This is a genomic window from Pseudomonas sp. AGC41, assembly GCF_057334555.1.
Window position 1 is genome coordinate 42,601 of record NZ_JBHFJB010000089.1, and the last position, 7,086, is coordinate 49,686.

Here is a 7,086-nt window from a genome sequence, read left to right on the forward strand (position 1 = left end):
TCCATGGCCCAGCGCGGCTATCCCGGCATCCATGCCGGGATGCCCACTGCGCAACGCCTGCGTTCGGCCAGCGTGGTTAACGGGGCGTTCCAGATCAAGATCAAGATCAAGATCAAGATCAAGATCAAGATCAAGGTCTAAAGCGATGCTCCGGATGGCGCAGCTCCACTGTGGGAGCGAGCCTGCTCGCGAAGAGGCCAGTCCATTCAGCATCCCTGTCGGCTGAAACACCGCCATCGCGAGCAGGCTCGCTCCCACAGGTCATGTGTTGTACATGGATGTTCTGGATGGCGCGGACTTCACAGCCAACAATTCCGGAACTGCCGCAGCCGCGGTCAGTCGCATGAACACATACGTCTGATTCAGGAGTGCACGTGACTGGCGATTCCAACTGGCAGGCCGAACAACCCGTGGCGGTGGACGCATCTGCGGCGGTTCATCGGCTGCGGGTGCTGACGGTCAATACGCATAAGGGGTTTACCGCCCTCAACCGCCGCTTCATCCTGCCCGAACTGCGCGAAGCGGTACGCAGCACCGGGGCCGACCTGGTGTTTCTCCAGGAAGTGCTGGGTGAACACGACCGTCATGCGTCACGCTATGACAATTGGCCCCAGACCTCGCAGTACGAGTTCCTCGCCGATAGCATGTGGAGTGACTTCGCCTATGGCCGGAACGCGGTCTACCCCGACGGCCATCATGGCAATGCCCTGCTCTCCAAGTATCCGATTCGCCAGTTTCGCAATCTGGACGTGTCCATCACCGGCCCGGAGCGGCGCGGGTTGCTGCACTGTGTGCTGGACGTGCCAGGGCACGCCGAAGTCCATGGGATCTGCGTTCACCTGAGCCTGCTCGAAAGCCATCGCCAACTGCAGCTTCAACTGCTCTGCAAACTACTCGATTCGCTGCCCGAAAACGCGCCCGTCATCATCGCGGGGGACTTCAATGACTGGCAGCTGCGCGGCAACACCACCCTCGCCCGCCGCCGCTATCTTCACGAGGCCTTCGAACACCATCATGGCCGCCCGGCCAGAACCTATCCAGCGCGTTTTCCGCTGCTGCGCCTGGATCGCATCTACCTGCGCAACGCCACCAGCCACGCTCCGCAGATCCTTGGCAACAGGCCTTGGACGCACCTGAGCGATCACTTGCCGCTGTCGGTTGAGGTGCACCTGTAGCCATGCTCGCCGACCTACTGACCTGTAAGATCTGACAGTAGCGACCCTCATCATCCCTTGTTAGCGTGCCCCACATACAGCGAGCGTTGCCAGGCCCCGCGTGCCTTCTGTAGAGCAACCCAGGCTGGATGACGGTAGGCCGGGATGCCGATGCTGAGGGAAAGCAGATGAGCTTGCGCAATCATGGCGTCAACCGGCTGTTCCATGCCTTGTGGCTAACTACCCCGCTGCTGCTGGACGCACCGCCCGCCATGGCGGCATGCACCCTGACGCCGACGGCAGGCGATGACATCTATGCTTGCGACAGCGGCACCAGCCCCGGTTTGACCGACCTTCTGGGAAACAACCGCCTGACAATGCCGGGCAATGGCAGCGGGGTCATCCAGGGAGACATCACCTTCGGCGTCGGAACCGATTACATCGAGGTCAATCCCAACGGCGTGGTGGTGGGCGACGTACAACAAGGCTCGGGCATCGACGAGTTCATCATGCACGGCGGCAGCGTCCTATCCCTGGCCCAGGGCGATGGGCTCGATACGTTCCTGATGACCGGCGGGACAATCGTCGAAGCGTTCGAGGACGGAGATGAGGCGACCATGACCGGCGGCACCATTGGCCGGGTCGACATGAAACTCGATGACAATATTTTCGACATGTCCGGTGGGCAGATTATCGGCAATCTGGTGACCGGCTTTGGCCGGGACACCATTATCGTTTCCGCGGGCCGCATCGGCGGCAATGTCAGCGTCAGCGGCGGTGACGACCGGGTTGCCGTGAGCGGGGGCGAGATCGTCGGCGAGGTCCGGACCAGTTTCGGTAATGACCAACTGCAGTGGAGCGGCGGTCTCATCCGCTCCGCCATCCTTATGGGCGAAGGCAACGACACGGCGCTGTTGAGCAATCTGGATGAATCACTCCTCGCCATCACGCCCAGCCTGGACGGGGGACTGGGCCAGGACACACTGACTTTCGAGGCGAGCACTTCCGGCAGCGCTGCTCGTTATGTCAACTGGGAGTCGGTCAACCTCACGCAGGGCTCGCGGCTGAACCTGGACGACACGCTGGTCCTGGGCGACAGCGCTACCGGCACCGGCACGCTGAGCATCGACGCCGGCAGTCTGCTGACGGCGAGCCAGGGCAACATCCGCCCGCTCACCGCCGGCCTGATGGCAACGCTTGAAAATGCCGGAACCATCGACCTCGGCGCAGACAATACCCGTACCAGCGACACCCTTACCGTACAAGGTAACTACTTCGGCAATGGCGGCCAGTTGCGCCTGCAAACGCTGCTCGGTGCCGACGGCTCGCCGAGCGACAAACTGGTGGTCAACGCCGGTACGCTCAGCGGCAGCACGGCCATCACCGTCACGAATATCGGCGGTGCAGGCGCCTTGACTGCCCGCGACGGCATCGAACTGGTCCAGGCTCAGGGCGGCGCCGTCAGCGACAGCGGGGCTTTCTCACTGGCGCGATCGGTGTCGGCCGGTGCGTTCGATTACCGCCTGTTCAAGGGCGGCGTGGCCGGCAACGAGAACAGTTGGTATCTGCGCTCCACCGTGGTCGCCGGTCCGATCGCTGTGGCCAGCCCCTCGTTGCCGATCTTGCCGGTCGCCGTGCCGGGCGCCGCGCCGATTCCCCTGTACCGTCCGGAAGTCCCCACCTGGTCGGTGCTGCCTCCTGTTGCCGCGCAACTGACCCTGATGGCCCTGGGCACGTTCCATGATCGCCAGGGCGATCAACGCTTGCTGACGGAAACCGGCGCTTTCGGGGCCGGTTGGGGGCGTGTCTACGGCAAGGACCTCGATCAGACCTGGGCCGGCACGGTGGCACCAAGGTTCGACGGTTCCATCAAGGGCTTCCAGGTGGGCAACGACATTTACAGCGGGGCGGTCTTCGACAGCCAGACCCAACGCATCGGTTTCTTCGTCGGCCATAGCGAATTGAACGGCAACGTCGACGGCTACAACCTCGGGTTCGAAGGGCGGCGCGCCGGCAAGGTAGAACTCGATGGCGATAGCTATGGCTTGTACTGGACGCTGACCGATCCCTCCGGCGGCTACATCGATACGGTGATCATGGGCACCCGGCTGAACGGCGACAGCCGTTCCGAACGCGGCCTCCAGCTGGATAACCGCGGGCATGCGCTGACCCTTTCGGCGGAAGTCGGCTACCCGTTTGCCGTGGGCAATGACTGGGTCGTCGAGCCACAGGCGCAAATCATCCATCAGAAAATTTCCCTGGACACTCAGGATGATGGAATCTCCAGGGTCGAATTCGATTCCGACAGCGCCTGGACCGGCCGGCTCGGTGCCCGTCTCAAGGGCCGCTACCTGATCAGCGACACCCCGGTGGAGCCGTATCTGCGGGCCAATGTCTGGCACACTTTTTCCGGCACCGACACGGTGACGTTCGACAATGCCCAACGGATCGAGACCGAGCAACGCGCCTCCACCGCCGACCTGGGCGCGGGCGTCATCGTCAGCCTCGCGCCTACGGTCAGCGCCTATGCCGGGGTGGACTATGGCAATAACCTCGACAGCAACCAGCAACGCAGCGTGGCCGGCAATGTCGGCGTGCGGATAAGCTGGTAAATGACCGCCTCCCTGCGGGGCGAGGAGCAGGCATCCTTGCCACGCAGGCATCGCGCTCGGTTGAGTGAAAGGCAGGGCCTCGTGTCCCGGCACACTTAAAAAACACCTCCATTAAGGCGTATAACGCTAGAAGCGATTCATGGCCGCAGCTGCCCATGGCTCATTTCATTGATGGAGTAACGACATGACCACAGCCAACTTCCTCGCCGGTCTGTTCCCCGGTGCCGCCGACATCCCGCCCGCCTACCGCCTCGAAGGCCCGGTGGAGCAACGTGAATACCTGGTCGATGGCGTCCTGAAGACCTGGCAGGGTCCGCTCGCCACGGTGCGCAGCCCGGTGCACCTGGCCGGCGCCGATGGCGATGAGCAGGTGATTCTCGGCAGCACGCCACTGCTGGATGCCGAGACCGCCCTCACGGCCCTTGACGCTGCCGTCCGGGCCTATGATCGCGGCCAGGGCCAATGGCCGACCATGCGTGTCGCCGAACGCATCCGTCATGTCGAGACCTTTTTGGCGCGGATGCGCGAACAGCGTGAAGCGGTGGTCAAGTTGCTGATGTGGGAGATCGGCAAGAACCTGAAGGACTCCCAGAAGGAGTTCGACCGCACCTGCGACTACATCGTCGACACCATCAACGCTCTCAAAGAGCTGGACCGCCGTTCCAGCCGCTTCGAGCTGGAACAGGACACCCTCGGACAGATCCGTCGCGTGCCATTGGGCGTGGCCCTGTGCATGGGGCCTTACAACTATCCGCTGAACGAAACCTTCACCACGCTGATTCCGGCGCTGATCATGGGCAACACGGTGGTGTTCAAGCCGGCCAAGCTTGGCGTACTGCTGGTACGGCCGCTGCTGGAAGCCTTTCGCGACAGCTTCCCCGCCGGCGTGATCAACGTGATCTACGGCAGCGGCCGGGAAACCGTCAGCGCGCTGATGGCCAGCGGCAAGATCGACATATTCGCCTTCATCGGCACCAACAAGGCCGCCAGCGACCTGAAGAAACTCCATCCGCGCCCCCATCGCCTGCGCGCCGCGCTGGGGCTGGACGCGAAAAATCCCGGCCTGGTGCTGCCCGACGTCGATCTGGACAATGCGGTCAGCGAGGCACTGACCGGTTCGTTGTCCTTCAACGGCCAGCGCTGCACGGCGCTGAAAATCCTATTCGTCCACGAAGACATCGCCCCGGCTTTCATCGAGAAACTTAACGCCAGGCTCGCTGCGCTGAAACCCGGCATGCCGTGGGAGGACGGCGTCGCACTGACGCCATTGCCCGAAGCGGGCAAGGTCGATTACCTGCATTCGCTGGTGGCCGATGCAGTTGCCAAGGGTGCCGGCGTCATGAACCAGCACGGCGGCGAATCCCGCGCTTCGTTTTTCTATCCGGCGGTACTCTATCCAGTGAACACTGCCATGCGGGTCTATCACGAAGAACAGTTCGGCCCGGTCGTGCCCATCGTGCCATACCGCGACGTCAATACCGTGATCGATTACGTCCTCGAATCCGACTTTGGCCAACAACTGAGCATTTTCGGCACCCACCCGGCCGAAGTCGGCAGGCTGGTGGACACCTTCGCCAACCAGGTCGGTCGCATCAACATCAACGCCCAATGCCAGCGTGGCCCGGACACCTTCCCGTTCAACGGCCGGAAAAACTCCGCCGAAGGCACATTGTCGGTTCATGACGCACTGCGGACCTTTTCGATCCGCACGCTGGTCGCGACCAAGTTCCAGGACAGCAACAAGGCGCTGATCAGCGACATCATCCGTGAGCGGGATTCGAACTTCCTGACCACCGATTACATCTTCTGATCCGCGGCAGTCGTTACGTCAGGGCTGGGCGGCGCGACTTGTTGCCCCAGCCCTGCTGCATGCCGGCAGCCGCCAGCAGGATGGCCGCTACTCCCAGCCATTGCAGCGGTTCGAGGCGATGGCCGAAGGCAAACCAGTCGACGAAGATCGCCGCGATCGGGTAGATAAAGGACAGTGCGCCAGTCACGGCAGTCGGCAAGCGTTGGATCGCGCTGTACAGCAGTACGTACATCACGCCGGTGTGAATCATGCCGAGGGTCAGCAGGCTGGCCCAGGCCTCGGGTTGCCGCGGCAAGACCGAGAAATTCGCCCACGGCGCCAACAAGAGGATACCGGTGGCGACCTGGATCAACGCGATCAAGTGCGGCGGCGTGCCGGTCAGGCGCTTGATGATCAACGCCGCCACGGCGTACAGCAATGCCGCCCCCAGCGCCAGGGCGATGCCCGCCAGATAATCCTCGCCTCCCTGCCCCTGCTCGCCGTGGGCGCTGACGATGGCCAGCATCCCGAGAAACGACACCGCCAGCCAGAACAGCTTCTGCGCAGTGATCTTCTCTCCCAGGAACAGCGCGGCCAGCCCCACCAGCATGAAGGGCTGGACGTTGTACACGGCCGTGCCGATGGCGATCGAAGCGCGGGAGTAGGAAGCGAACAACAGCACCCAGTTACCGACGATCGCAACGCCACTGAGCACCGCCAGCAGGAAGGTCGTGCGGGTCAGGAGATCCCGGCGCAGGAAACCGAAACCGGCGCAGATCAGCAACAACGTGCCGGCGCCAAACACGCATCGCCAGAACACCACATCCAGCACCGGCAGGCCGGACACCAGCACGAACCAGCCGATGGTGCCGGAAATCAGCATGGCGGCGGTCATTTCGAGCGAACCGCGGCGTAGGGTCTTGTCCATCTTCAGGCTCCTTCAGTGAATGGACACAGTATGCCGACCCGCCCTGGCGCTTCTCCATGGTTTGAAAAAGGCTAGACTGGCTTTCGACCTTTTTTATCAAGGCAACTTCGAGTATTTGCCTAACGGAGCGAAAATGACTGACGACATCGACCAGATCCTCATCAGCGCCTTGATGGAAGACTCACGACGCTCCCTGAAAGCCTTGGCAAGCCTGAGCGGCCTGTCATCCCCCAGCGTTGCCGAACGCCTGCGCCGGCTGGAGGAGCGTGGCGTGCTCAAGGGCTACACCGTCGAGGTCGACCCGAAGTGCTTTGGTTATCAACTCCAGGCCATCGTGCGCATCCGTCCGTTACCGGGGCAGTTGCAGGAGGTGGAGCGGCAGATCCAGGCCATTGGTGAGTTCACCGAATGCGACAAGGTGACGGGGGAAGACTGTTTCATTGCGCGACTGCACGTGCGCTCGATGGAGCAGTTGGATGTGGTGTTGGACAAGTTGAATGTGCTTGCTGAAACCAATACGGCGATCGTCAAGAAGACACCGGTCAAGCGGCGCTTGCCGCCGATGGAGTGAGGCTTTTGAAGTGAGCGCATTTCTGTGGGAGC

5 protein-coding genes are annotated in these 7,086 nt (G+C 62.4%); 4 read left to right on the forward strand and 1 reads right to left on the reverse strand.

Features of this window, described 5'->3' with window-relative positions:
- Positions 1-374 precede the first annotated feature (374 nt).
- The 3 genes from ACE04F_RS16290 (at position 375) to ACE04F_RS16300 (ending at position 5,576) form a co-directional block, all read left to right on the forward strand.
- On the forward strand, positions 375-1,175 hold the full coding sequence (locus ACE04F_RS16290; protein WP_486108257.1) for an endonuclease/exonuclease/phosphatase family protein: 801 nt from the start codon (positions 375-377) through the stop codon (positions 1,173-1,175).
- 167 nt (positions 1,176-1,342) lie between these two features.
- Positions 1,343-3,766, forward strand: a complete 2,424-nt coding sequence (locus tag ACE04F_RS16295) for an autotransporter family protein (protein ID WP_486108259.1) — start codon at positions 1,343-1,345, stop codon at positions 3,764-3,766.
- 184 nt (positions 3,767-3,950) lie between these two features.
- The gene (locus ACE04F_RS16300; RefSeq protein WP_486108261.1) at positions 3,951-5,576 is read left to right on the forward strand and encodes an NADP-dependent glyceraldehyde-3-phosphate dehydrogenase; all 1,626 of its coding nucleotides are present in this window, start codon (positions 3,951-3,953) and stop codon (positions 5,574-5,576) included.
- 13 nt (positions 5,577-5,589) lie between these two features.
- Here ACE04F_RS16300 and ACE04F_RS16305 read toward each other — a convergent pair whose 3' ends face one another.
- Positions 5,590-6,483 (reverse strand): DMT family transporter, encoded by an 894-nt coding sequence (locus tag ACE04F_RS16305; protein WP_486108263.1) that lies wholly within the window; start codon positions 6,481-6,483, stop codon positions 5,590-5,592.
- 133 nt (positions 6,484-6,616) lie between these two features.
- On the opposite strand from ACE04F_RS16305, the gene ACE04F_RS16310 reads away from it, so the two are divergent.
- The gene (locus ACE04F_RS16310; protein WP_486108265.1) at positions 6,617-7,054 is read left to right on the forward strand and encodes an Lrp/AsnC family transcriptional regulator; all 438 of its coding nucleotides are present in this window, start codon (positions 6,617-6,619) and stop codon (positions 7,052-7,054) included.
- Positions 7,055-7,086 lie beyond the last annotated feature (32 nt).